Source organism: Streptomonospora sp. PA3, assembly GCF_009728995.1.
GTDB lineage: Bacteria > Actinomycetota > Actinomycetes > Streptosporangiales > Streptosporangiaceae > Streptomonospora.
This window is the reverse complement of the sequence record NZ_VTZW01000007.1, coordinates 1-25,029: the sequence shown is the minus strand read 5'-3', so window position 1 is coordinate 25,029 and position 25,029 is coordinate 1. Positions and strand designations below refer to the sequence as shown.

Below are 25,029 nucleotides of genomic sequence, written 5' to 3'. Positions count from 1 at the left end.
TGGTCGCGGTGCCCGCGTCCGCCGGCGCGGCGGCCGGGCGGTGTCGGCGGGCGGGTTCGGCTCCCCGTTCCGCGCGCGGGGGCGCGGGCGGGGCGGCGCTGTCGGCGGACCGGCGGGCGGTCCCCGCGGGTCAGGGCGGCGTTCGGCCGCGGGCGGCCACCATCCGGCTGGTCGAGCGCCCGGGCAGCAGCGGCAGGATCACCGCCTCGCCGCCGCCGGCCGTCAGCGCGGGCAGCTCCGGCAGCTCGGCGGCGGTGTAGTCGCCGCCCTTGACCCACACGTCGGGCCGCAGCCGCTCGATCACCCGCACGGGTGTGGGCTCGTCGAAGACGGTGACCGCGTCGACGCACTCCAGCGCCGACAGCACCCGGGCGCGGTCCTCGGCCGAGGTGACGGGGCGGTCGGGCCCCTTCTGCGCCCGGACCGCGGCGTCGCTGTTGAGGCAGACGATCAGGCAGTCGCCCAGGGAGCGGGCGCGGCGCAGCAGGCTGACGTGCCCGGCGTGCAGCACGTCGAAGCACCCGCCGGCGGCCACGATCTTGCCGCCGCTGCGGCGCACGCGCTCGGCCAGGGCCTCGGCGCTCTCCCCCAGGCCCAGCGGCAGGGCACCGGCCATGGGGCCCGACGCCGCCGCCGCGCCGGCGGCTCCGTTGCGGACGAAGCGGGAGGCCGCCTGGACGCTCTCGGCCACGGCCCCGGCCACATCGGCGCCCGTGCGCAGGGCTCCGGCGGCCGCCGCGCAGAAGCGGTCGCCGGCGCCGCAGGCGTCGGCCTCGGGCAGGCGCAGCGGAGCGGGGTAGAACCGGCTCGGCCCGTCCTGGGGCGCCCACACGGCGCCTTCGCATCCCAGGGTCACCGCCACCGAGCGGGCCCGCCAGGCGCCGGCCAGGCGCCCGGCCGCCTCGCCCGCCTGGTCGGGGTCGGCCGCACCGGCCTCGGCGGCGTTGGGCGTCACCAGCGCCGCTCCGGGCACCGGGGCGGGTCCGCGCGGGTGCGGGTCCCACACCACGGGCACCCGCGCCGCGGCGCGGCTCAGCGCCTCGCGTACCGCGGGCAGGGCGGCGACGCCGCGCCCGTAGTCGGAGACCAGTACGGCGCCGGCACCCTCGATGGCGGCGGCCGCACTGCTGTGATCGCCGGCGGGGTCGGGGCGGCCTTCGCCGTGGTCGAGGCGCACGAGGGTCTGCTCGCCCACCTGGACCCGCGACTTCGTCGGGGTCGTCCCGGCCTGCTCCAGGCGCACCAGCGTCAGCGAGTCCTGCAGCAGCTCGGCGACGCGGTCGCCGGGGTCGTCGCGGGCCAGCGCGCACACCAGAGCCACGGGGTGGCCGTCGCGGGCGGCCAGCCAGGCGGCCAGCGCGGCGCCGCCGGGGCGGTGCCAGGCGCTGGGCGCGTCGAGGACGGGCGCGCTCCCGCCGTGGCCCCCGGTGCGGCGCACTCCGGCGACGTCGACGTCGAGGAACGCGTCGCCGACCACGACCAGCGGCCCCCGCGCCCGGCTCACGGCGACCCCTCCGGGGCCAGGCGCCCCTGCTGGGGCGCTGTGGCGGGAACGCCGCATACCGCGTCGACCTCCTCGCACATCAGGTGGATGAGCGAGAGGTGCACCTCCTGGACCGTGGCCGGATCGGGCGAGGGGACCAGCAGGCTCTCGTCGCAGGCGGCCTGCAGCGCGCTGGGGGACGCGCCGGCCAGCGCCCAGGTGCGCAGGCCCAGCTCCCGTGCGGTCACGGCGGCGGCGACGACGTTCTCGCTGGTGCCGCTGGTGGACAGGCACACCAGGATGTCGCCGGGCCGGGCGTGGGCCCGCAGCTGCCGGGAGAAGGCCTCGCGGTAGCCGTAGTCGTTGGCGATGGCGGTGAGGCTGGAGGTGTCGGCGTGCAGGCAGATGGCCGAGAGCGGCATGCGCTCGGCGCGGAACCGGCCCGTCAGCTCGGCGGTGAGGTGCTGGGCCTCAGCCGCGCTGCCCCCGTTGCCGCAGGCGAACAGCCTGCGACCGCGCGGCAGCTCCTCGCCGAGGAACCGGCCCCACCGCTTGGCCCGGTCGCCGTCGACACCTTCCAGAACGCTCCTCAGGCGTTCGATCCGCGGATGCATCAGACACCTCCCGGAGCCATGGCGGCGGAGGCGCCGGTGGTCTCGGGCACCTCGCGTCCGCGTTCGCGCAGCACGCTGTGGTAGCACTCCTCGGTCTGGCGGGCCACGAGCGGCCAGGTGTAGCGCACGGCCGCGCGATCGGCGGCGGCGATGCCCAGGCTCTCCCGGGTGACGGGGTCGGCGAGCAGCATCCGCAGCCAGTAGGCCAGCGCGCGGGCGTCGCGCGGCGGGACCAGGCGGCCGGTGACGCCTTGGACGACGGTGTCCAGATGGCCGCCGACGTGGGAGGCGATGACGGGCACGCCGCAGGCCATGGCTTCGACGGTGCTCATGCCGAAGGGCTCGTACCACGGCACGTTGACCGCGATGTCGGCCGAGCGCAGCAGCTCGGGCACCTGCGAGCGGGGCACGCCGCCGGTGAACACGACCCGGTCGGCCACCCCCGCCTCCTCGGCATCGGCGCGCAGGGCCGCGATCTGGGGGTCGTCGCCGATCCGCTCGGGCGGCGCACCGCCGGCGACGACCAGCTCGGCGTCGGGGACTCCGGCCAGCGCCCCGATGATCGTGCGGATCCCCTTGCGCGGGACGAGGCGGCCCAGGCTGAGGATGCGCGGGCGCTCCCCCCGCTCGGCGGCCGCCCCCTCGGGGCGGAACAGGTCCGGATCCACGGCGCAGGGCACCACGGCGATCCGGTTGTGGGGCACGTTCCAGGTGCGCAGCTCGCGCCGCTCCTGGCTGGAGGTGGCAACGACCCGGTCCACCCGGTGGGCGATGTCGTGCTCGGTGCGCTCGCGCTCGGGCGGACTGGTGTCGTCGGGGCCCTGGTGGCGGCGCTTCTCCGTACCCAGGGCGTGGAAGGTCTGCACCACCGGGACGCCCCTCTCGGCGGCGGCCTCCAGGGCGGCGCGCCCGCTCATCCAGAAGTGGGCGTGGACGACGTCGGGCGTATGGCGGCGCCATTCCTCGGCGAGACCGGCGGCGAACTCGCCCATGTGGGGCGGCAGTTCGTCCTTGCTCAGCGGTTCGGGCGGTCCGGCGGCGACATGGTGGACGCGCGCCCCCGGCGCGAACTCGACAGTCTCGGGCTGGTCGGGGGCGGTCCGGCGGGTGTGGACCACGACGTCGTGGCCGCGGGCCCCCAGCGCCCTGGCCAGCCCGGCCACGTGCACGTTCTGCCCGCCCGTGTCCTCTTCGCCGAGGGCGGCCAACGGGCTCGCGTGTTCGGAGACCATGGCGATCCTCACCGTGTCACCTCCTGGAGTAGCCGGTCCCAGTCGCTGAGGAACCGGTCGGTGGAATATCGGCGCAGCGCCGCCCGCCGCGCCGCCCGGCCCCACTCGGCGGCGCGGCTCGGGTCGCGGACGAGGTCGTGCAGCGCCCGGTGCAGGGCGTCGACGCGGGTGGTGGCCAGTCCCGCGTCGGGGGGGATCGCCTCGCGCGCCTCGGTGGTGGCCAAGGCGAGGACGGGCATGCCCAGCAGCATCGCTTCGATGAGGGACAGTCCCAGCGAGGTCCAGCGGACGGGGTGCAGGTAGACGCGCCTGCGGGCGAGTTCGGCGTGCAGGCGGTGCTGGGGGAGGTCGTCGAAGGCGCGCAGCCGCTCGGGAGGCAGTCCCAGCGCGGCGGGCGCGCCGGCGACGCCCATGCCGAACAGGTCGAGGGGTGCCGCCCGGGCGAAGCCGGGCAGCAGGTCGGTGCCGGTGATGCGGCCGCGGCGCAGCGGTTCGTTGACCACCACCCCGGCGCGCTCGACCTGGCCGGTGTAGCGGTAGCCGGGGTCGACCACGCCGTGCTCGATGACGGCGGTGGGTGCGCGGCCGCTGTCCCAGAACAGCTCGTTGAAGTGGGTCACGTGCACGATCGGGATGTCGGAGCGGTCGGCGAGCGGGTGGCGGGTGTGGGGCACGTCGCCGCGGGGCGTGTTGTGCTCGACGTAGACAGCGGGGACGTCGCGGCCGGGGCGGCGCCCGCCCAGCCACCGCTCGGCGAGCTCCAGCTCGTGGGGGCGCTGCAGCACGACGGCGTCCACGGGCTCGTCGGCCAGGTGCTCCGGTGCCACCTCGACGGCGTTGTCCGGCCAGTCCCAGGTGCGCGCGCGGCCGCGGCCGTCGGGCCCGCGCTCGGCGTCGACCGGGAGCAGGCAGCGGTGCCGGCCCTGCACGAAGGCGGTGGTCCAGGAGCCGTGGACGTGCCAGATCAGCACGCGCAGGGTGGCGGTGCGGTCCGGGCCGCCCGGTGCGGCGGTGCGGGGCTGCTGCAGTGTCACGGCGGTCCTCCCGCAAGGTCGTCGACGGCGCCGAGGACGTCGTCGGGGGTGAGCCGGCTCAGGCACGGGTGTCCGGGCACGGGGCAGGTGCGCGCGCGGGTGCCGCGGCAGGGGGCGTCCTGGTCGCCGAGCAGGCGCACCGGGCTGCCCTGGGGCGCCCAGGAGGCGGCCGAGACGACCGGGGAGAACAGCGAGACCACGGGCGTGCCGACGGCCGCGGCCAGGTGCGCCGCGCCGGTGTTTCCGCTGACCAGCACCGAGGCCGACTCCAGCACGCCGGCGAGCTCGGCCAGGCCGGTGCGCCCGCCCAGGTCCAGGGCCGCGTCGCCGGCGACGGCGGCGGTCTCGCCGCGCTCCTGCTCGGTTCCGGTGACCACCACGCGCCTGCCCCGGGCGGTCAGCGCCGCGACGGTCTGCTCCGCCAGCGGCCGCGGGATGGCGCGGGCCGGTGCCGAGGCGCCGGTGTGCACGGCGACGTAGCCGGGGCGACCGGCCAGGTGCGCGGTGTCGGGCAGGGGGCGGCGGACGCGCGGAGCGCCGTCGTCGCCCGGAGGCAGCCGGTACCCGGCGGCCTCGGCCAGGCGCAGCATACGCTCGGCTTCGGGCCGGGTGTGGTCGGTGCGGTGGCGCAGGTCGAGCAGCGAGCCCGGGTAGTCCTCGCTGGCCGCGCCGATCCAGCCCACGCCGGCCAGCCGCAGCAGTGCCGCCAGCGGCAGCGGGGACTGGTGGAACGAGGTGAGGATGAGCGCGGCGCCGGGCGCCTCGGCCCGCACGGCGGCGATGAGGTCCTCGGTGCTCTGCGGTGTCAGCGGGGGCGGCTCGGGGTCGATCCAGGGCGCGCACCATTGCAGGACCCAGTCGACTCCGGGCAGCAGTTCGGCGGCGGCGCGCCCGCGGGGGCCGGCGAGCAGGACCAGGCGGTCGGCGCCGGCGGCCGCGGCGCGCACGGCCGGGCCGGCCAGCAGCACGTCGCCGACGTTGTCCATGCGGGCCACCAGCACGGTGCCGCCGCGCGGAGCCGGAGTGCCCTCCCCGGCGCTCATCGGGTGCCCCCGCGCAGCACGCGGCGCACCGCGGAGGTCAGGCGCGCGGCCGTCTCGGGCGCCGCCGCGACCTCCTCGGCGCGGGTCGCCGGGCCGGGGACCAGGATGGGGCGGGCGCCGGCGGCGCGCGCGGCGTCGACGTCGGCGCCGATGTCGCCGATGACCGCGCACTCGTGCGGGGCCACGCCCAGGTCGGACGCCGCCTCGTGGATGAGTCCGGGGCGCGGTTTGCGGCAGGCGCAGCCGCCGTCCTCGCCGTGGGTGCAGACCCGCCACACGTCGAAGGGGCCCAGCCGGGCCTCCACGGCGGCGTTGACGGCCGCCAGCTCGTCGGGGGTGATGAGTCCGCGGGCGACACCCGACTGGTTGCTGACCACGCCCAGCCGCAGGCCCGCGGCGCGCACGCGGTCCAGGGCGGCGCGTGCGTGCGGCGTGGGCCGCACCCGGTCGGGGTCGCAGTTGTAGGGGACGTCGTGGACCAGGGTGCCGTCGCGGTCGAACAGGACGGCCTTGACGGGCCGGGCCCCGTGCGGCCGGGCACCCCGGTGGCGCCACTCCCCGACCAGTCGCTGCGCACAGGCCGCGGGCGGGATGAGCGCGCTGGTCACCGCCATACGCGCGATCTCGGCGGGGTCGCGCGGGCCGGGCGCGATCCGCCGCCACGCGAACTCGGCGGTGGCGGCCAGCCACAGGGCGCCCAGCGCGAGGGCGGCCGCCCCGCAGGCCCGGGCCGCGCGGTCGGGGCCGGGGGCGGGCGCGGCCACGGAGGCTGCGGCGATCCAGCGGGCGCGGGCCCCGGCGGCGACCGGGCGCGGACGCAAGGCGAAGCCCCTCCGGCCCGAGGAATCGCCCAGGGGCGCGGCGACCGCGCCGGGGGCGTGCCGGACGCCCGGTCGCGGGACGCCGACGAACGTGCGGCCGCGCGGCGCGGCCGGGTCGGGGCCGCTGAAGGGCCGCCGGAGCGGTGCGGCCCCGGACCGCCGGCGCGGCACCGGCACCGGGAGGCCCGCCGGGCCGGCGCCGGCGCGCTTGCGGGCACGCGGCGCCGGTGGGAGAGCCGGAGCCCGGCGCGGCGCTGCGGCCGGGGCGCCGCGGGCCCGGATGCTGCGGGCGGCGGCGAAGGCGGCACCGGTGGCGAAGGCGGCACCGGCGGCGGCCGCGCCGGCGAGGGCGGCCGTGGTCAGCACGTGGCGGCGCAGCCGTCCGGGCGGTTCGCCGACGCGTTCGCGCCAGCGGGGCCCGTGCAGGCGGCGCATCAGCGCGTCGTCGGCGTTGCCCGCCTGCGCGGCGACGCTGCGCATCAGTCGGGAATCGCGCACCATCGGGTGCACGCTGCGCCGCGTTCCGGCGCGGAGCTCGTAGCCGACGTCCAGCACGCGCAGCGCCAGGTCGGTGTCCTCGCGGTAGGCGCGTTTGAACCGGCGGTCGAACCCGTCGGCGGCCTCCAGGGCCGCGCGGCGGTAAGCCATGTCGGCCGTGATCCAGCGCGCGGTGGCCAGGGCCAGGGTTCCGCGCTCGGCGTCGGTGGGGCGCCGCCCGGCGGGCGGCGGGACCTCGATGCGGCCCTGGACGCCGCCGACGCCGTCGTGGCAGGCGGCGAGGTCGGCCGCCAGCTCGGCGGTCCAGTCGTCGCCGGGCAGGACGTCGTCGTCCAGGAACACCACCCACGGGGTGCGGGTGCGGCGCCAACCGACGTCGCGGGCGCAGGCGGGGCCGCGCCCGCCCGAGCGCAGCAGGGTGACGCCGTCGGCCTCGGCGCCCGCCGGCGGGCCCTGCGGCGCGGGCCTGTCGTCGACGACGACGACCTCGGCGGGCGCGTGCGGGCCGCCGCTCAGCAGCGGGCGCAGCGTCCGGGCGAGCTCGGGCCGGCCCACCGTGGGCACCACGACGGAGTAGGCCGTGGCCCGCGCGGCGGTTGCGGGTGCGACGCGGTCCACGGGTCAGCCCCTCCCCCGCCCGTTCAGCCGGGACCGCCGCACGACGAACGGCCCGATGGCGAGCAGGTCCACCGGCGAGGACCCGAAGCACTCCAGGGCGTCCCTGGGGCTGTCGACCATCGGGCGCCCGGCGGTGTTGAGGCTGGTGTTGATGACGACCGGAACGCCGGTGCGGGCCTCGAAGCGGTGCAGCAGCCGCGTCAGCAGCTGCTCGCCGGCGTCGACGGTCTGCACGCGGGCGGTGCCGTCGGTGTGCACGACCGCGGGGATGCGCTCGCGCCACCGCTCGGCGACGTCGTGCACGAACAGCATGTAGGGGCTGGGCAGCGGCCCGCGCGAGAAGATGTCGCCGGCGCGGTCGGTCGGCACCATCGGCGCGACCGGCCGGAAGCTCTCGCGGCCCTTCACGGCGTTGATGCGGTCGAGGTTGCCCGCACGGGTCGGGTTGGCCAGCAGGGAGCGCCGGCCCAGCGCGCGGGGCCCGTACTCGCTACGGCCCTGGAACCAGGCGACGAGCTCGTCGCGCGCCAGCGCGGCCGCGACCGTGTCGGCGAGGTCGTCGGGGCGCTCGTAGGCGAGGTCGGCCTCCTCCAAGGCGGCGGCCAGCTCCGCCTCGCTCCAGCCGCGCCCCAGGTCGGCGCCTGCCATGGGCGCCACGTCCTCGCCGGCCGACCGGGCCAGGTGCAGCGCACCGCCCAGCGCGGTGCCGGCGTCGCCGGCGGCGGGCTGCACCCACACGTCCTCGAACGGGCCTTCGGCGGCGATGCGGGTGTTGGCCACGCAGTTGAGCGCGACTCCTCCGGCCATCGCCAGCCGCGCCAGCCCGGTTTCGCGGTGCAGCCACGAGACCAGCTCCAGCAGCACCTCTTCCAGGCGCTGCTGCATGCTGGCGGCGAGGTCGGCGTGCTCGGCGGCCACCTCGCCGTCGCGGCTGCGCCGCTTGGCGAAGGCGGCGAAGTCGACGGGGTCGACGCGGACGCCGCCCTCGCCGGTGGTGGCGATCAGCTCGCGCATTTCCCCGATGAAGCGGGGCGTCCCCGACGACGCCAGCGCCATGACCTTGTACTCGTCGCTGGAGCGCTGGAAACCGAGGTGGTCGGTGAGGTCTTCGTAGATCAGCCCGAGGGAGTGCGGCAGACCTTGGCGCGCCAGGATCTCCAGCCCGCCCCCGCGGTAGGCGCCCGCCAGGTGGGCCGCGTCCTCGCCGCGGCCGTCGGCGACGAAGACGGCGCAGTCGCGCTCGCCGTGCGCGGCGGGCGCCGCCAGCCCGGCCGAGGCCGCGTGGGCGACGTGGTGCGGGACATGGTGCACACGGTCGGGATCGAGGCCGGGCAGCGCGGTTGCCAGGAACGCGGGCGCGCGGCGGGCGTAGAGGGTGCGGAGGTCCTCCCATGCCGGATCCAGCCGCTCCTGCTCCGGCTTGACCAGCGACGGATCGTAGGAGTAGGCCACTCCGTCGAGGTCGGCGGGCGTGATGCCGGCGGACTCCAGGCACCAGCGCATGGCCTGCTCGGGCAGCTCCCAGGCGGAGAACGGCACGGGCCGCTTGCCGTGCTTGCGCCGGTTGAACCGCTCCTCCTCGGCCGCGGCCACGATCTCTCCGTCGACGACGAGCGCGGCGGCCGGATCGTGGAACACGGCGTTGACACCGAGGAATCGCATAGGCCGGTACTCCTCCCCCGTTCTCGCCCACGTCCAGACGGTGGGCGTGCATCCGCCGGTGCGGGCACGGTCAGTCGACTACCAATCGCAGCGACGCTGAAACGACCGGCCATGTATTCTGGGCACTGTAGTCACTGTGTGTAATCGGCGTCCGAATTCACTCTCCGATGGCGTGCCGCCGGAGGTCTGCGCGCCGGTCAGGACCGCTCGGGCGGCGCCCTGCGAGGCCCAGCGGGACCCGGAGGGCGGCGCGGATCCCGAATGGCACGGCGACCGCGGTGTTCGGCGGGATGTGAGAGCAGAGTCCGCACCAGGCGGCGGGCGGCGCCGGGCGGGGACCCCTCGGTTCCCGCGGACCATGCCATCGCCGCACCGCAAAGCGCAGGTAAACCACACAGCGTCGTTCCGTGTGGCGGGCATCACGCGGCTGCGGGGCTTGGGCATGGTGCCTTGGGCGGGCGGGGAGTTGATCGCTTGACGGGGGCCGGCGAGGACGGCGGGGGGCCGGGCTGTGCGGTCATCGCTTGCTGCCGGCGAATGGCTGATCATCCGGCGGAGCGGCCAGGGCCGCACGGGGTTCAGCCCGAGCCCGCCGGGCTGGGTGCCCGCCGGCGGCCCGGGCGACGGGGGCGGCGAGGTCGGTGGGTGGCTCGGCCCGAGCCCACCGGTTCGGGTGCCCGCCGGTGACCCACGCGACGAGGGCAGCGAGGTCAGCGGATGGCTGATCATCCGGCGCAGCAGCGACGGCCGCAGGTTCAGCCCGCGCCCACCGGTTCGGGTGCCCGCCGGTGACCCACGCGACGAGGGCAGCGAGGTCAGCGGATGGCTGATCATCCGGCGCAGCAGCGACGGCCGCAGGTTCAGCCCGCGCCCATCGGTTCGGGTGCCCGCCGGTGACCCACGCGACGAGGGCAGCGACGGCCGCACGGGGTCCAGCCCGAGCCCATCGGTTCGGGCGCCCGCCGGTGACCCACGCGACGAGGGCAGCGACGGCCACACGGGGTCCAGCCCGAGCCCACCGGACCCGGTGCCCGCCGGTGCGACAGGCGACGGTGGCGGCGAGGGCGGTGGTGGGGCGGCCTACGTCGGGTTTAAGGAGTCGGTCACCACAGGAGGTTGCGGCAATGGGGCTGTGATGCGCGAAGCGCTGTGCGCCGGCTTGCCGCCGAGCGGCGGTGCACCTGTGTTTCGGAGGCCCGCCACCGGTGGTGCGGCTCCGTCTGACAGGTGCAGCGTGCGCTCGGCGGCAAGCTGTGACCGCGCTTCGCGAGGCGCACCCATTGCCGCAGCCTCGGTGGTGGCCGCCCCGGGTGGTGCCCGGTGGGGTTCCTGCAAGGCGGCGCCCCCGCCGTTCTGACACACCGCCCGGGCGGGATGTTCCGGGCATATCGCCTCGCGCGGGTCGACGGTGCCCGCCGATGGTGCGCGGTGGGGCTGCGCGGCGCACCGGTGCGCCGGGTTTTCCGGGATGCGAAAGGAATCCGGGGTGGTTTGCCCGGAATGCCGGGCTGTGGCGGGGGGGTGGGAGTGGCCGGGGTGCCGCGAGGTGCGCGTTTGGATCGCTTCGGGCGCGGATCCCCGGTCCAAACGCCATGATCATCGCCGATCCGGGTCGTGCGAGCCGCTCCGGCGCCCCCGAATACCGGACATCACGGGAGGAGTCGACGCCGCGGACGGCCCTCCGCGCGTCCGGAGCCCGCCCGGGCGATCGCGCGGCGCTTCTCGTCACCCCATCGCCGCCCCGAAAGCACCGAATGTCGGGTTTCCGTGCCCGGCTTCCGCGTCGAGGGTGTCGGTGGGGCCACACTCGGCGTCGAGTGTGGCCCCACCGACACCCTCGACGCGGTCCGGGGCGGTCCGGCAGCCGACCCGGCGGACGAACCGGGACATCGGAGGCGATCCCTCGGGATCGATGCTCCCAGTGGCGGCGATCTTGTATCTGTGGTCATTGTGAGCGTTCACAAGTGACCACAGGTACAAGATCGCCGTTGGGGAGTTAGATTAATTCGGGCGTTCCGGGTTTCGGGTCGGGCGCGTGGGTTGGTGGGGCGCACCGGAACGCCACCCGGGCGTGCCGCCGCCCCCGTCGCGCACCGGCACCGGCGGGCACCGGAACCGGTGGGCTCGGGCCGGGCCTTCCGCAGCCCTCGCCGCCCCCGTCGCATGGGCGACCGGCGAGCACCCGGTGCGGTGATCGCGGGTGAAACCCCGCACCGCCCTTCGCCCGCCCCGCCGGATGACCAACCATCCGCCGACGGCAAGCGACAACCGCACAGCCCAGCCACCCGCCGACCTCGCCGCCCCCGTCGCCCACCTGCACCGGCGGGCACCCGAACCGATGGGCGCGGGCCGGGCCATCCGCAGCCCTCGCCGCCCCCGTCGCCCACCCGCACCGGCGAGCACCCGAACCGACTCGCGCAGGCCCAGCCATCCGCCGCCCTTCGCCGCCCCGTCGGATGATCAGCCATCCGCCGGCAACAAGCGATGACCGCACGCCCGGACCGATGGCCGCTGCTCGGCGCTGCCCGGCTGTCGGCCGGCTACCTCAGGTCGCCGTGCTCGCCGCCTCGCGGCGGTTGCTCGTGTCGACCTGGAAGTCCAGCCCCTCATCGCCCACGGCGACCGTGACACGGTCGCCCGGGGCGAGTCGGCCGTTGAGGAGCATGGAGGACAACGGGTTGCCCACGCTGCGCTGGATGGTCCGCGACAGCGGGCGGGCGCCGAACTCGGGCTGGTGGCCTGTGGCGGCCAGCCAGCTCACGGCGTCGTCGGTGAACTCGATCCCGATGTCCTGGGCGTGCAGCCGGCGCGAGGTCTCCTCCAGCAACAGCCGGGTGATGCGCGCCAACTGGTCGTCGGTGAGCTGCGAAAAGACGATGATCTCGTCGACGCGGTTGAGGAACTCGGGCCGGAACTCGTCGCGCAGGCGCGCCATGATCCGCTCGCGGGTGGCGCGGTCGCGCTCGCCCTCCTCGGCGCCGATGAATCCGATCGGCCCGCCGCCGGTGATGAACTCCGAGCCGAGGTTGCTGGTCATGATGACCACGGTGTTGCGGAAGTCGACGGTGCGGCCCTGGCCGTCGGTGAGCCGGCCGTCGTCGAGCATCTGCAGCAGCAGGTTGAAGATGTCCGGGTGCGCCTTCTCGATCTCGTCGAGCAGGATCACGGAGTAGGGTGAGCGCCGCACCGCCTCGGTGAGCTGGCCCGCCTCCTCGTAGCCGACGTAGCCGGGAGGCGCCCCCACCAGGCGCGCGGAGGTGTGGCGCTCCTGGAACTCGCTCATGTCGAAGCGGATCATCTGCTCCTGGGAGCCGAACAGCGCCTCGGCCAGCGCCCGCGCCAACTCGGTCTTGCCGACGCCGGTGGGGCCCAGGAACAGGAAGCTGCCGATGGGCCGGTCGGGCGAGGCAAGTCCGGCGCGCGAGCGCCGCACCGCCTCGGCCACGGCGGTGACGGCTTCGTCCTGGCCGATGACGCGGGCGTGCAGGCGCTCCTCCAACCCGGTCAGCCGCTCACGCTCCTCCTGGGTGAGCTGGGAGACCGGGATGGAGGTGATCCGCGAGACAACCTCGGCGACGTCCTCGACGCCGACCACCGGCACCTGCTCGGATCCCGCGTCGCGCACCTGGGCGATGGACTCCCGCGTGCTGTTGATCTCGTCGCGGGCCTGGGAGGCGGCCTCGTAGTCCTCCTCGCGGACGGCCTGCTCCTTGCGGGCCTCCAGCTCGCGCAGCCGCTGCTCCAGCTCCTGCACGTCGACGCTGGGCCGCTTGGCGCGCAGCCGCACCCGCGCGCCGGCCTGGTCGACCAGATCGATCGCCTTGTCGGGCAGGAACCGGTCGGAGATGTAGCGGTCGGAGAGCTCGGCGGCCGCCACGAGGCCGTCGTCGCTGAAGCGCACCTGGTGGTGGGCCTCGTAGCGGTCGCGCAGGCCGCGCAGGATCTCGACGGTGTCCTCGACGGTGGGCTCGGAGACCAGCACCGGCTGGAAGCGGCGCTCCAGCGCCGCGTCCTTCTCGATGTTCTGCCGGTACTCGTCCAGCGTGGTGGCGCCGATCATGTGCAGCTCGCCGCGGGCCAGCGCGGGCTTGAGCATGTTGCCCGCGCTCATGGCTCCCTCGGCGCCGCCCGCGCCCACGACGGTGTGCAGCTCGTCGATGAAGATCAGCAGCTTGTCGTCATTGCGGATCTCCTCGATGATGTTGCGGACCCGCTCCTCGAAGTCGCCGCGGTAGCGCGTGCCCGCCACGACGCCGGCGAGGTCGAGCTGCACCAGCCTGCGCCCGCTGAGGGTGTCGGGGACGTCGTTGTCGGAGATGCGCTGGGCGATGCCCTCGACGATGGCGGTCTTGCCCACGCCGGGGTCGCCGATGAGCACCGGGTTGTTCTTGCGGCGGCGGGCCAGCACCTCGATGGTCTGCTCCACCTCGGACTCGCGGCCCATCACCGGATCCAGGCGGCCTTCGGCGGCCAGGGCGGTTATGTCGGTGCCGTACTCGTCCAGGTTGGGCGTGTTGCTCTGCTGCTGGGCGGCCGGGGCGCCCTGGCCGCCGCCGCTGCCGGCGGGCGCGGGTCCCGAGCTCGCCGCCGCCTGCAGCGACTCGGGGGTGATGCCGGCCTCGCCGAGCATGCGGCCCACGCGCGACTCGCCGTTCACGGCCAGCGCGAAGAGCATGTGCTCGGGGGCGATGTAGGGCCGGCCCAGCGCCCGTGCGATCTGGTGGGCGTCGAGCAGCGTGCGCTTGGCGGCCGGGGTGAGGGCCGGGATGCCCGGTCCGGCCTGCGGGGCGCGCTCGGCCTCCGTCTCGGCGGACTTGGCCAGCGCGTCCGGGTCGGCGCCGGTGCGCTGGATCAGCTCCCGCGCCGGCTCGTAGCGCAGCAGCGCCCACAGCAGGTGGGCGGCGTCCAGGTCGGTGCCGTCGTTCTGCGAGGCGCGGGCGATCGCCTCGGACACCACTTCGCGGGTCGCGGCGTCCATCAGTTTCGACAGGTCGACGCGCTGGGAGGCGCGGCGCGGGCCGCCGGGGCCGAAGAAGCGCGCCAGGAACTCCTCGAAGGAGCGGGGGTCGAAGCCGCCTCCCCCCGGAAAGTCGTGTGCCATTGCGGGGACCTCCTTCTGGAACGTGGCGCCTCGCCGTGCGGGCACCCCGGTACGGAACGGCTCGGGCGCCGCGTCACCCGTTTCCGGGCCCGGGCGGGTTGTCGCCCTTGGGTTTGGCCGGCTGCGCGGGGACGCCGTGCGGCGGGGCGTTGCCTTCGGGCCCCTGGCCGCCCGGGCTGACCTCGGATCCGCCGCGGGGCGCCTGCGGGGTCTCGGGTTGGAAGCTCTGGTCCCCGCCCGAGGGCTCCGCCCCGTTCTCCAGTTCCCTCAGCCGCCCGTTGAGGATCTCCAGCACGTTGGGCCGGTTGGCGTGAGCGGACTCGTAGTCGATCAGCTCGCGCATCTGCTCCTGTGTCAGGGCGCGGACGCGGTGCTGCAGCGTGCCGACCGGCAGGCCTTCGTAGCCCTCGATCGGCGGTGCGTTCCGCTCAGCGGACATGGAACATCACTCCATTCCCGGCGGGTCTGGTGTCGGCGGCGGCGTTGCGCAGCGCCGCGATCGCCTCAGGGCCCGCCGCTACCCGTGGCCCGGGTGGCGAAACAGCCGGGCCGCGGCGGTGCCTCTTGGCACGGGCCCGGCCGCGACGTTTCAACCGGGGGGCGGCGTGATAGCAGGTACGGCGCGTGTGACCGCCGCTGGCAGGGCTGTCGGCGTCCGCTTGTTCGACGATTGAGGAGCCGCATGAGCACCATCCCCGCAGACCGCGAAGACATCCTGCACAAGCGCAGCTTCGCGCACGTGGCCACGCTCGGGCCGCGCGGCGAGCCCCAGGCCAACCCGGTATGGATCGACTGGGATGGCGAGAACGTCCGCTTCAGCCAGACCCGGGGGCGGCAGAAGTACCGCAACCTCCTGCGCGACGACCGCATCTCGATGTCGGTGCAGGACCCCGACGACCCCTATCGCTACGTGGAGATCCGGGGCCGGGTGGAGTCGATCGAGGAGGACGACGGCAACGCCTTCATCGATCACCTGGCCAAGCGCTACCTCGACCAGGACCGCTATCCCTGGACGGAGCCGGGAGAGGAGCGGATCGTGATCTCGGTGCGCCCGGAGCACACGACCAAGCAGTGACCGCACGCGGGGACCCGGCCGGCCTTGGGGCGAGGCGGGTCCTTCCCACGCGGTCGCGTCGCGCCGCCTGCCCCGGGCGGTTCGTTCCCAGCGGTGAAGACGGGTAGAATCGGTTCCGGATGGTTCAATCCTCAACCAAATGTGGTCCGGAACGAGGGGTCCGGCCGATCGGGTGAGTGCGCCCGCATTCCGCTGCCGGCCGCTCCCGCCGACACGGCCCGGCCTTCGCGATCCCGCGCACCTGCGCCGATCACCGCGGCTGTGCGCGGAGCGGGGTCAGGGCTCCCCGTCGCCCCCCGTGGGGCGCCGCCGACCGGCCGACCGGCCGCCATGACCGCGCCCGCGAGACCGTCCGTCCCGGTCTCGCGGGCGCGCCTGCGCGGCAGGAACCTGCCGGGCGCGCGGGTCGGACCGGCGACGCCGCCGATTCTAGCGGCAGGCCCCGCCCGCCGCGGCGCCCGCCTGGTATCCCTGGTATCCCCGTCCACGCACCTGCCGCGCCGCACCCGCCGTGCCCTCCCCCGGCGCCGGCTGGCCGGGCTTCTTCCCCCGCCCGCCTCACCCGCCGGGGTCGCCCGGCTACTGCGCCGGCCGGTTGGCGTGCGGGAACTTCAGGTCGAAGGCCGGCCGCTCGCTGCGGATCCGCGGCAGCGAGGTGAAGTTGTGCCGCGGCGGCGGGCAGGACGTGGCCCACTCCAGCGACCCGCCGTAGCCCCAGGGGTCGTCGGTGTCGACCCGGGTGCCCTTGCGGACGGTGGCCCAGATGTTCCACAGGAAGAACAGCGTCGAGGCACCCAGCACGAACGCTCCGATGCTGGAGATGGCGTTGAGGGCGGTGAAGCCGTCCGAGGGCAGGTAGTCGGCGTAGCGGCGGGGCATGCCCTCCACCCCCAGCCAGTGCTGGACCAGGAACGTCGTGTGGAATCCGATGAACAGCGACCAGAAATGCGCCTTGCCCAGCCCCTCGAAGAGCATCTTCCCGGTCATCTTGGGCCACCAGTAGTAGAAGCCCGAGAACATCGCGAAGACCACGGTCCCGAAGACCACGTAGTGGAAGTGGCCCACCACGAAGTAGGAGTCGGTGACGTGGAAGTCCAGCGGGGGCGAGGCCAGGATCACTCCGGTGAGGCCGCCGAAGAGGAACGTCACCAGGAACCCCACCGCGAACAGCATGGGCGTGGGGAAGGTGAGCTGCCCCCGCCACATGGTGCCGATCCAGTTGAAGAACTTGATGCCGGTGGGCACGGCGATCAGGAAGGACATGAACGAGAAGAACGGGAGCAGCACCGCGCCCGTGGCGAACATGTGGTGGGCCCACACCGTCATCGACAGGCCCGTGATCGCCAGTGTGGCGGCGACCATGCCGAGGTAGCCGAACAGCGGCTTGCGCGAGAACACGGGGATGACCTCGGTGATGATCCCGAAGAACGGCAGAGCGATGATGTAGACCTCGGGATGGCCGAAGAACCAGAACAGGTGCTGCCAGAGGATCGCGCCGCCGTGCTCGGCGTTGTAGACGTTGGCGCCCAGGATACGGTCGGCGGCCAGGGCGGCCAGGGCGGCGGTGAGCACCGGGAACGCCAGCAGGATGAGGACGCCGGTGAACACGGTGTTCCAGGTGAACAGCGGCATCCGGAACATCGTCATGCCGGGCGCGCGCATCACCGCGACCGTCGTCATGAAGTTGACCGCGCCCAGGATGGTGCCCAGACCCGACACCAGCAGGCCCAGGACCCACAGGTCACCGCCCAGGCCCGGACTGCGCACCCCGTCCGACAGCGGGGTGTAGGCGAACCAGCCGAAGCTCGCCGCGCCCGAGGGAGTGGCGAACCCGCCGACGACCATCAGCCCGCCGAAGAGGAACAGCCAGTAGCTGAACATGTTCAGCCGGGGGAACGCCACGTCGGGAGCGCCGATCTGCAGCGGCACGATCACGTTGGCGAACCCGACGAACAGCGGGGTCGCGAACAGCAGCATCATGACCGTGCCGTGGATCGTGAACAGCTGGTTGTAGGTCTCGTGCGTCACCACCTGCATGCCCGGCCACAGCAGCTCCGCGCGGATCAGCATCGCCATGAGGCCGGCCGCCAGGAAGAACCCGAACGAGGTGATGAGGTACATCTTTCCGATCACCTTGTGATCGGTGGAGGACATCCAGCTGACGAAGGTCGACCCCTTGCGGATCGGACCGCGCTCCTCCGATGCGTCGCGCTCCGACTGCGCGGTCTGGGTCATGCGGACTCCATTTCCTTGGTCCTGGGACGCGGGTACGGGGTGGATCGGGGGCACGCTGCACACGCCGGGCGGAGCCCGAGCCGGGTGGTCATGCGCTGCTGATGGCAGCCGCGATGAGGACCAGCGCCGCCGCCAGGGCGGCCGCCCAGATCAGCAGGACACCCGCCCAGGGCACGGGTTCACGCGCGGCCGGTGCGCTGTTCTCAGCGAGCCGTTCGGAGTAGTCGCGCAGGCGGCGCCGGCACTCGGGATCCTCCTGTGCGAGCTGCCGCTGGATCCGGTGCAGCCGCGCCCTCTCCCTGCGATCCAGGGCCATCGCCGTCCTCCTGCGCTCCACATCCGGGGGTGGCGCCGAACCCGTCCGAGTTCGGCGAGCGCGCCTCTACCCGCGCGTGTGCCCGCGCTAACGTCCGGTGCGGCCGGAGTGGCGGCCGCGGAAGGCACCGCCCCTGCCACCGGATTCTTCCAGCTCACCGGCGCCGACCCGGGGAGCGACCCGGCCGGGTTTCACGGGGCCGGACCTCGGTAGTGGTCGCGGGAGGCGAAGCCGCGGCCTGCGTGGGCGGTCGCCGAGCCGGCCGATCCGGGCGGCGCCCGCCGGCGCGGGCCGCCGAGAGCGAATCCGTCCCCGGACGTTCGCGAATTCTGGAGGATCCCATGGCCGAGCAGGTTCGAGAGATCATGACGCAGCCGCCCTACACCGTCTCCCCGGAGACGACGCTCTACGAGGCGGCCGTCATCATGCGCGACAAGGACATCGGCGACGTGGTCGTGACCGAGAACGACTCGGTGCTGGGCGTGCTGACCGACCGCGACATCGTGGTGCGCTGCGTCGCCGACGGCTCCGACTGCGGCCGGACCACGGCCGGCAGCGTCCTCAGCGGCCGCCTGACGGTCATCGGCCCGCGCGACAGCATCGACGACGCGGTGCGCACCATGCGGGACAACGCTGTGCGGCGGCTGCCCGTCGTGGAGGAGAACCGCGTCGTGGGCATGGTGTCGCTGGGCGACCTCGCGGTCGAGCGCGACCCGTCCTCGGTCCTGGCCGCGATCAGCGGAAGCGGCGCCAACACCTGAGGACGCCCGGGCGCACCGGCCGCGTTTGCGCCGCATGCGCAGCGGTAGCGGTGCGCCCATGAGCGATCCGGCGGCGACGGGCGTGGACGGCGGCGGCCGAGGGGCGCGGCGCCTGGTGGTGCTGCGCGCCCTGGGCCTGGGCGACTTCCTCACCGCGGTCCCGGCGCTGCGGGCGCTGGAGCGGTCCCATCCCGGCTGGGAGCTCCACCTGGCCGGCCCGCCCGCCTACGCCGACCTGCTGGCGCTGGCCGGACTGGACTGGCGGCTCCTGCCCGCCCACGGCCCCGCGCCGCCGCCGTGGCCCCATGCCGAACCGCCGGACCTCGCCGTCAACCTGCACGGCAGCGGCCCGGAGTCGGTACGGGCCCTGCGCGCACTGGAGCCCCGCCGGCTGTGGACGCACGCGCATCCCGAGGCGAGCGGCCACCCCGGCCCCTCCTGGCCGGCAGGGATGCACGACGTCGACCTGTGGTGCGGCCTGCTCGCCTACTACGGCATCAGCGCCGACCCGGGCGACCTGCGGCTTCCCCGGCCCGCGCCGCGACAGGACGCAGCGGAGGGCCCCGCCGCGGCCGTGGTGCACCCGGGCGCGGCCTCGCCCGCACGGCGCTGGCCCGCCGACCGTTTCGCGGCCGTGGCCCGCCACCTGCAGGACCGAGGTCTCGACGTGGTGATCACGGGGTCGCGGGAGGAGCGGCCGGCGGCTCTGGAGGTCGCCCGGCAGGCCGGGCTGGCGGAGTCGCGGGTGCACGCAGGCCGCACGGCGCTTCCTCAGCTGGCGTCGCTGGTGGCCGGGGCGGCGCTGGTGGTGTGCGGCGACACCGGCCTGGCCCACCTGGCCACCGCGTACTCCACTCCCTCGGTCGTGCTCTTCGGCCCCGTCGATCCCGCGCTGTGGGGGCCGCGCATCGACACCGCCCGCCACGCCTGCCTGTGGCACGGCGGGCGCGGCGATCCGCACGGCGGCGTTTGCGACGCCGGGCTGCTGCGCATCAGCGTGGGCGAGGTGGTCGCGGCCGCCGAGCGCACGCTCGCGGAGAACCGGCCTTTCAGCGGCCCCGGTGCGGCACCCCCGCCGCGGCGGCCCCTCGCATCCCCCAGGGGCACCGGCGCCACCGGAGCCTCCGCCGCCTCAGCGGGCACAGAAAGGCGCGTTGCCGACGTTTGACTCGGATTCGGCTGCGGTAGCCGCCCCCAGCGAGCCGAACCGGTGCAGCCGCACCGGCCGGAGCCGGGACCGGGTCCTCCTGATGGCATCGTCGGGGGGCGGGAGGACCCGCCTCGGCGGATCAGCGCCCGGCGGCGCCGCGGCCGCGGCCTGCGAGGGGGTCGCGCGGGCCGCGCACGCCGGAGCGCGGCGGGGCGCCGCCCGGGTCCCGGCAGCGGACCCGGGCGGCGCCTGCGGGGAGGGCCGCGCCGGCGGCGCGTCAGGACTTGGACTTGCGGGCCTTGCGCGTCTGGCTGCCGCTCGCCTTCTGCAAGGCGTCCACCAGTTCGCGCTTGTTCATCTTGGAGCGCCCCTCGACACCGGCCTCGCGCGCACGCTCATAGAGGTGCTCCTTGCTGGCGTTGGCGTCGACGCCGCCGGCGGTCGGTTTGTCGCCGCCGCGCTGCTTGGGCGCCTTGGGGTTGGCGGCCTGCTTGTCGGAGGGCCCCCGCTCCTCCTTGGGCTTCCAGCGGTCGCCCACCTTCTCGTACTGGTGCTTGAGCGCCGCGTAGGCGACGCGGTGCGCCCGCTCCCCCTCGCCGTAGGTGTCCACGGCCGAGTCGTGGGCCTTGATCCAGGTCTCCTGGGCACCGCGCGGCGAGCGCCGCAGGGTGCTCGGAAGCTCCTCTCGCGCAGGCATGTCCGCCTCCTCCTCTCGCTGGGTGTGGTCGGCCGCAGGCTGCGCGCGGCCGCCTTTACCGCTGCTGCTCCTGGACCTGCAGCAGGAACTGCCGGCAGGAGTCCTCGGCCAGTCGGCACCGGTCGGCGCACAGCCGGCAGTGCTCGTGGCGCCCGCCGTGCCGCTCGCATTCGCGGGCGCAGGCCTGGGTGTAGAGGATCGCGGTCTCCAGCAGGCTGCGCTGCAGTTCGGGGTCGGCGTCGGTGCGCCGGGTGAGCACGCGCTCGGCGGCCGAGCAGACGTCGGCGCAGTCGAGGTTGAGGCGCACGCAGGCGACGAGCTCGGCCACCTCCGACTCCCCCAGGCACGCGTCCGCGCAGGCCGTGCACGACTGGGCGCAGGCGGCCAGCCGCTCCACCGTGGTCTTGAGCAGGTCCACATCCTCGACGCCGATGTCTCGGGGATGGCTGCGCAGGAATTCTTCGGTCTGGGTCGGCATAGTCACAAGCACCTCTTCAGCTCGGTGGCTCGGTCACGACGGCCAGCGGACCTGTCCGACCGCTACCGAGATGCGGCGCCGCCAAACGCCGCGCCGGGCCGGCCAGGGCCGCCGCCGGACCTCCGCGACCTGCGCGGTCGCCCTCCCAACGGCGTTTGGAGGCCGCGCGGTCCAGGTAGCGGTCCCCAGACCGGCGCGCGCCCGGCGCGCGGTCGCTGACTCCGACCGGAGGAGGTCGACATGGTCCGTGAACGCCTGGATCCCGAGACGGCGGAACTGTGGCGCGAGTTCCACGGCACGGTGAACATGAGCAGCGAGGAGCTGCGCCGCTGGCTGCTGACCGACGCCTCGGGGCCCGACCGGTTCCCCGCCGACCCGTCCATGGACGTCTCTCCCCTCGGCCGGCGCGTGGTGGAGATCCTCGACAAGCGCCAGGTGGACCTCACCCGCGACGATCTGGAGACGATGCGCCACGTGGTCGAACGGGCGGGCCGGCTGCTGGCCGTTCCCACCGAGGAGCGGGCGGAGAAGTGGCGCCACGAGCTCATGACGCTCGGCCACGATCCGCTGCGCCCCGATCCCACCAGCCCCGAGGAGGACCCCGGCGCCGAGGGCCCGCAGTAGTCCGGCGCCGGGCCGCGGTCGCGCCCCCGCGGCCGCCGGACGCCGCGACGGGTGTTTGGCGCCGGAGCGTGCCGGTAGTGGTCCGACTGCTCGACGCGACGGGGGAGGGACGGGACATGGACGTACGAACTGTGGCGGTCCGAGACGGCGATGCGGAGCTGGCAGGCGACCTGACGACCACGCCGGGAGCCTCCGGCGTGGTGCTCTTCGCGCACGGCAGCGGCAGCTCGCGGCACAGTCCGCGCAACAAAGAGGTCGCCGACGCGCTGAGCAAGGCGGGCTTCGCCACCCTACTGCTGGACCTGCTCACCGAGGACGAGGACCGCATCGACCAGGTGACCCGGGAGCTGCGCTTCGACATCGGGCTGCTGACGCGGCGGCTGACCGCCGCGATCGACTGGCTCGCCGAGGACTCCCAGACGGCCGGGCTCGACGTGGGGCTGTTCGGCGCGAGCACGGGGGCCGCGGCGGCGCTGCGGGCCGCGGCCGAGCGCCCCGAGCGGGTCGGTGCGGTGGTCTCGCGGGGCGGCAGGGTGGACCTGGCCGAGGACCGCCTCGCGGACGTCTCCGCGCCCGTGCTGATGATCGCGGGCAGCGCCGACGAGCCCATCGTGCGGATCTCGTTCGAGGCCACCGAGCAGCTGCACGTCCTCAACGACGTGCATCTCGTGCCCGATGCGACCCACCTCTTCGCGGAGCCGGGGGCATTGGAGCAGGTCGCGGGTGCGGCGATGACCTGGTTCCGCGACCACCTTGGCGCGAGCGAGCCCGGCACGCCGAGCTGAGGCCGCACCGGGTGCGGCCTCAGCGCCCCGGGGCCGCGCCGCACGCGGCGCGGGCGCCGCTTCCCCCTCCCCCGCCGGCCTGCGGACCCTGCGCACCGTCAGCGATCCGCGGAATGCAAGGACGCCACGTGGCCGGATCCGGCCAATCCCGCGCGCTGCGAGCAAGGCGTCCGATACCTGTCCAGGTCACCGACCGAGCCGGTCACCCTCTGAACGCGCTGCGCAGTCGCCGCTGAAAGAAACCCGGATTCCCCCGCTTGCCATGCGAAAAAACTAATAGTTAAGTTTCCTAAAAAAATCCCCCACCGGATGGAGCACCCGTGCTTCCCCCGTCCCCCGCACCCTGCGGCGCCCGCGGGCCGCCGGCGCCGCTCGACCCGCTCGGCGGCGCGCGCAGCCCCCGCGAGCACCGCGCGCCCGCGCTCCCTCCGCGCCGGTCGGGCGCACACCCCGAACCGTCCGCACCGGACCCCATCCCCCGCCCCGCAGGCGAAGTAGGAGACGAACGAACGTGAAGACCCCCCGCACCAGAGCAGCGGCCGCGGCCGTGCTCGCCGCCGCCCTGGCGGCCTGCCCGCTCTCGGCCGCCCCTGCCGCGGCCGACGCCGCAGACGTCACCGTCGTCTACACCGAGGGCCAGACCTGGGAAACCGGGTACAGCGGCCAGTTCACCATCATCAACGACGGCGGCTCCGCCCTGGAGGACTGGACCATCGAGTTCAGCCTCCCGGAGGGCACCGCGGTCAGCAGCATGTGGAACGCCGAGCTCGCCGAGTCCGGCGGCACCTACACCGTCACCCCGCCCTCCTGGGGCGCCCCCGTCCCCGCCGGCGGCAGCTACGGGATCGGGTTCAACGGCTCCTTCTCCGCCGGGGTGACCGCCACCGAACCCCGGACGTGCACCATCAACGGCTCCCCCTGCTCGGGAGGCGCGCCCTCCGAGGACACCGAGGCGCCCGCGGCGCCCGGCGGGTTGGCGCTCGACGCGCGCACCGCCGACAGCGTCACCCTGAGCTGGGACGCCGCCACCGACGACGTCGGCGTCGCCGGCTACGAGGTTCTTCGCGGCGGCGAGGTCGCCGCGTCCACGACCGGCACCGCGACCACGGCGACCGTGGGCGGGCTGCAGGCCGACACCGAGTACACCTTCTCGGTGCGCGCCTACGACGCCGCGGGCAACCGCTCGCCGGCCGGCGACCCGGTGACCGTGCGCACCGCCGCGGGCGGCGGCGAGGACCCCGGGCCGGGCGGCGACGTCCGCGTCGGCTACTTCACCCAATGGGGCATCTACGCGCGCGACTACCTCGTGCAGGACGTGGACACCAGCGGCACCGCCGAGAAGCTGACCCACGTCAACTACGCCTTCGCCAACGTCTCGGCCGACGGCCAGTGCTTCATGGCCAACCAGCCCGGCGAGGGCGACGCCTACGCCGACTACGGCCGCTCCTTCGGCGCCGCCGACAGCGTCGACGGCCAGGGCGACACCTGGGACCAGCCGCTGCGCGGCAACTTCAACCAGCTGCGCGAACTCAAGGAGAAGCACCCCCACCTCAACGTGCTCATCTCGCTGGGCGGCTGGACCTGGTCGAAGAACCTCTCCGACGCCGCGCTGACCGAGCAGTCGCGCGAGCGGCTGGTCAGCTCCTGCATCGACATGTACCTGCGCGGCAACCTGCCGGTGATCGACGGCGCCGGGGGCACCGGAGCCGCCGCGGGCGTCTTCGACGGCATCGACCTGGACTGGGAGTGGCCGGCCTCGGCGGGGCACCCCGACAACACCTTCCGCCCGCAGGACAAGCAGAACTTCACCGCCCTGGTCCAGGAGTTCCGCGAGCAGATGGACGCCCTGGAGGCCGAGAACGGGCGCGAGTACCAGCTGACGTCGTTCATGGCCGCCGACCCGGAGAAGATCGAGGCCGGCTACGAGGTGGACGCCCTGATGGAGGACTTCGACTTCGTCACCGTGCAGGGCTACGACTTCCACGGCGCCTGGGAGGAGACCACCAACCACCAGTCCAACCTCACGCCCATCCCCGGCGACCCCGGGCCGCGCACCTACAGCGTGCAGGAGACGATCCAGGCCTACATCGACCGCGGCGCCGATCCGGCCGACCTGGTGCTGGGCGTGCCGTTCTACGGCCGCGGCTGGACCGGCGTGCCCGGCGGTCCCGACGGGGACGGCCTGCACCAGACCGATCGACGACTACAAGAACCTGAAGGGCCTGAGCGGCTACACGCTCCACCGCGACGATGAGGCCGGGACCGCCTGGCTGTACAACGGCTCCACCTTCTGGACCTTCGACGACCCCACCGCCATGCGGCAGAAGGTCGCCTGGGCCAAGGAGCACGGCCTCGGCGGGATCATGGCCTGGTCGCTGGACGGCGACGACGCCCAGGGCAGCCTGATGGCGGCGATCGACGGCGCCCTCGACGGCGGCTGAGCCGCCCTCCCCCGGGGCCGGGCGCACTCCTCCCGGCCCGGCCCCGCCGGGCGTGCGGCCGCTGAGGTCAGCAGGGGCCGCACGCCCTTCCGCCGGGCATAAGAACGGCGGCAGCCGCTTTCCGGGAAGCCACCTGGAACCACCCGGGGCGGCCGCCATCGAGGCTGCGGCAATGGGCGCGTCTCGCGAAGCGCAGTCGCAGCCTGCCGCTAAGCGCACGCTGAACGTGTCAGGCGGAGCCGTGCCACCAGTGGCGGGACTCCGGCGCAAAAGCGCGCCGTGCGCTCGGCGGCAAGCCGGCTCTGAACAGGTACGTGGCGCGAAGCGCCTCCGTTGGGGCGGCGGCGGGTGACGGGCGGCG

The 25,029-nt window shown here is 74.8% G+C and carries 18 protein-coding genes and 1 pseudogene; 6 read left to right on the top strand and 13 right to left on the bottom strand.

Annotated features, from left to right (window positions below; genetic code table 11):
• Window positions 1-130: 130 nt before the first annotated feature.
• The 9 genes from FZ103_RS04715 to FZ103_RS04675 form a co-directional block, all read right to left on the bottom strand.
• Complete coding sequence (locus FZ103_RS04715) at window positions 131-1,504, bottom strand: PfkB family carbohydrate kinase (RefSeq protein WP_343233379.1); 1,374 nt, start codon at window positions 1,502-1,504, stop codon at window positions 131-133.
• Window positions 1,501-2,097 carry an SIS domain-containing protein gene (locus tag FZ103_RS04710; RefSeq protein ID WP_155999121.1) on the bottom strand — a complete coding sequence of 199 codons (597 nt, stop codon included), beginning with the start codon at window positions 2,095-2,097 and terminating at the stop codon, window positions 1,501-1,503. Before FZ103_RS04710 ends, FZ103_RS04715 begins: the two co-directional genes overlap by 4 nt.
• Complete coding sequence (locus tag FZ103_RS04705; protein WP_186355821.1) at window positions 2,097-3,341, bottom strand: glycosyltransferase; 1,245 nt, start codon at window positions 3,339-3,341, stop codon at window positions 2,097-2,099. The genes FZ103_RS04710 and FZ103_RS04705 overlap by 1 nt, the downstream gene beginning before the upstream one ends.
• Window positions 3,338-4,363: a glycosyltransferase gene (locus tag FZ103_RS25095; RefSeq protein WP_343233378.1), complete on the bottom strand. Its 1,026-nt coding sequence runs from the start codon at window positions 4,361-4,363 to the stop codon at window positions 3,338-3,340. Before FZ103_RS25095 ends, FZ103_RS04705 begins: the two co-directional genes overlap by 4 nt.
• Window positions 4,360-5,406 (bottom strand): glycosyltransferase family 9 protein, encoded by a 1,047-nt coding sequence (locus FZ103_RS25090; RefSeq protein ID WP_222936505.1) that lies wholly within the window; start codon window positions 5,404-5,406, stop codon window positions 4,360-4,362. Before FZ103_RS25090 ends, FZ103_RS25095 begins: the two co-directional genes overlap by 4 nt.
• Complete coding sequence (locus tag FZ103_RS25965; protein WP_343233377.1) at window positions 5,403-7,343, bottom strand: HAD-IIIA family hydrolase; 1,941 nt, start codon at window positions 7,341-7,343, stop codon at window positions 5,403-5,405. The genes FZ103_RS25090 and FZ103_RS25965 overlap by 4 nt, the downstream gene beginning before the upstream one ends.
• A gap of 3 nt (window positions 7,344-7,346) precedes the next feature.
• Window positions 7,347-9,005 (bottom strand): carbamoyltransferase C-terminal domain-containing protein, encoded by a 1,659-nt coding sequence (locus tag FZ103_RS04685; RefSeq protein WP_155999119.1) that lies wholly within the window; start codon window positions 9,003-9,005, stop codon window positions 7,347-7,349.
• A gap of 2,545 nt (window positions 9,006-11,550) precedes the next feature.
• Window positions 11,551-14,106, bottom strand: coding sequence for an ATP-dependent Clp protease ATP-binding subunit (locus FZ103_RS04680; protein WP_155999117.1), 2,556 nt, complete (start codon window positions 14,104-14,106; stop codon window positions 11,551-11,553).
• 73 nt (window positions 14,107-14,179) lie between these two features.
• The gene (locus FZ103_RS04675) at window positions 14,180-14,545 is read right to left on the bottom strand and encodes a hypothetical protein (protein WP_155999115.1); all 366 of its coding nucleotides are present in this window, start codon (window positions 14,543-14,545) and stop codon (window positions 14,180-14,182) included.
• A gap of 243 nt (window positions 14,546-14,788) precedes the next feature.
• Between FZ103_RS04675 and FZ103_RS04670 the strand changes: the two genes are divergently transcribed.
• Complete coding sequence (locus FZ103_RS04670) at window positions 14,789-15,181, top strand: PPOX class F420-dependent oxidoreductase (protein ID WP_155999113.1); 393 nt, start codon at window positions 14,789-14,791, stop codon at window positions 15,179-15,181.
• Window positions 15,182-15,760: 579 nt separating this feature from the next.
• Here the strand turns inward: FZ103_RS04670 and ctaD are convergent.
• Both ctaD and FZ103_RS04660 read right to left on the bottom strand, forming a co-directional pair.
• Window positions 15,761-17,416 carry a cytochrome c oxidase subunit I gene (gene ctaD, locus FZ103_RS04665; protein ID WP_155999111.1) on the bottom strand — a complete coding sequence of 552 codons (1,656 nt, stop codon included), beginning with the start codon at window positions 17,414-17,416 and terminating at the stop codon, window positions 15,761-15,763.
• 88 nt (window positions 17,417-17,504) lie between these two features.
• Window positions 17,505-17,732, bottom strand: a complete 228-nt coding sequence (locus FZ103_RS04660) for a DUF3040 domain-containing protein (protein WP_155999109.1) — start codon at window positions 17,730-17,732, stop codon at window positions 17,505-17,507.
• A gap of 341 nt (window positions 17,733-18,073) precedes the next feature.
• Here FZ103_RS04660 and FZ103_RS04655 point away from each other — a divergent pair, with 341 nt between their 5' ends.
• Window positions 18,074-18,493: a CBS domain-containing protein gene (locus FZ103_RS04655; protein ID WP_155999107.1), complete on the top strand. Its 420-nt coding sequence runs from the start codon at window positions 18,074-18,076 to the stop codon at window positions 18,491-18,493.
• A gap of 58 nt (window positions 18,494-18,551) precedes the next feature.
• The gene (locus FZ103_RS04650; RefSeq protein WP_155999105.1) at window positions 18,552-19,661 is read left to right on the top strand and encodes a glycosyltransferase family 9 protein; all 1,110 of its coding nucleotides are present in this window, start codon (window positions 18,552-18,554) and stop codon (window positions 19,659-19,661) included.
• A gap of 259 nt (window positions 19,662-19,920) precedes the next feature.
• Here FZ103_RS04650 and FZ103_RS04645 read toward each other — a convergent pair whose 3' ends face one another.
• Window positions 19,921-20,340, bottom strand: a complete 420-nt coding sequence (locus FZ103_RS04645; protein WP_155999103.1) for a ChaB family protein — start codon at window positions 20,338-20,340, stop codon at window positions 19,921-19,923.
• Between the two features lie 55 nt (window positions 20,341-20,395).
• On the bottom strand, window positions 20,396-20,818 hold the full coding sequence (locus FZ103_RS04640; protein WP_155999101.1) for a four-helix bundle copper-binding protein: 423 nt from the start codon (window positions 20,816-20,818) through the stop codon (window positions 20,396-20,398).
• Window positions 20,819-21,058: 240 nt separating this feature from the next.
• On the opposite strand from FZ103_RS04640, the gene FZ103_RS04635 reads away from it, so the two are divergent.
• From FZ103_RS04635 to FZ103_RS04625, 3 genes and pseudogenes are all read left to right on the top strand, one after another.
• A complete protein-coding gene (locus FZ103_RS04635; protein WP_155999099.1) occupies window positions 21,059-21,442 on the top strand; it encodes a DUF3140 domain-containing protein in 384 nt (127 codons plus the stop codon).
• 116 nt (window positions 21,443-21,558) lie between these two features.
• A complete protein-coding gene (locus FZ103_RS04630; RefSeq protein WP_155999097.1) occupies window positions 21,559-22,227 on the top strand; it encodes a dienelactone hydrolase family protein in 669 nt (222 codons plus the stop codon).
• 511 nt (window positions 22,228-22,738) lie between these two features.
• A pseudogene (locus tag FZ103_RS04625) lies at window positions 22,739-24,668 on the top strand (glycosyl hydrolase family 18 protein).
• The last annotated feature ends 361 nt before the right edge of the window (window positions 24,669-25,029 follow it).